At 60.9% G+C, this 348-nt stretch carries 1 pseudogene; it reads right to left on the reverse strand.

The window, feature by feature from the left end:
• Window positions 1-88 precede the first annotated feature (88 nt).
• Window positions 89-348: pseudogene (locus ACP5H1_RS08600) on the reverse strand (thiaminase II); the annotation flags it as partial.

A 348-nucleotide genomic window follows, 5' to 3' on the forward strand; every position in this document is an offset into this window, starting at 1 on the left:
TTTCTTCACCGAACTAACTAGGAAACATTGTTAATATAAATCTTTCCTCTATTCTCCCGTCCGGAGCCAGTACAGCGCGCCGGCGCGTTCACGCCATATCCGGAGGGCGCACTGGGTAGGGGAAGCGCCCGCCCGTGTACGCATCGTCCCAGAACATGTACTCGTAGATGGCGGACGTGCGGTACGCGCGCCTCATGGCCTCCAGGGTACCGTCGTCCGCCGCGATGGAGTCCACGGCATCGATGAGCCTGCGGACCTCCTCCTGATACTCAGGGCCGGAGTACTGATCTATCCACCTCCTGTAGAGGGGATCCGGCGATGGCGGGCCCCTGGAGAGGGTCCTTCCCA

Origin of the sequence: Acidilobus sp., assembly GCF_049973875.1 — an archaeon.
GTDB lineage: Archaea > Thermoproteota > Thermoprotei_A > Sulfolobales > Acidilobaceae > Acidilobus.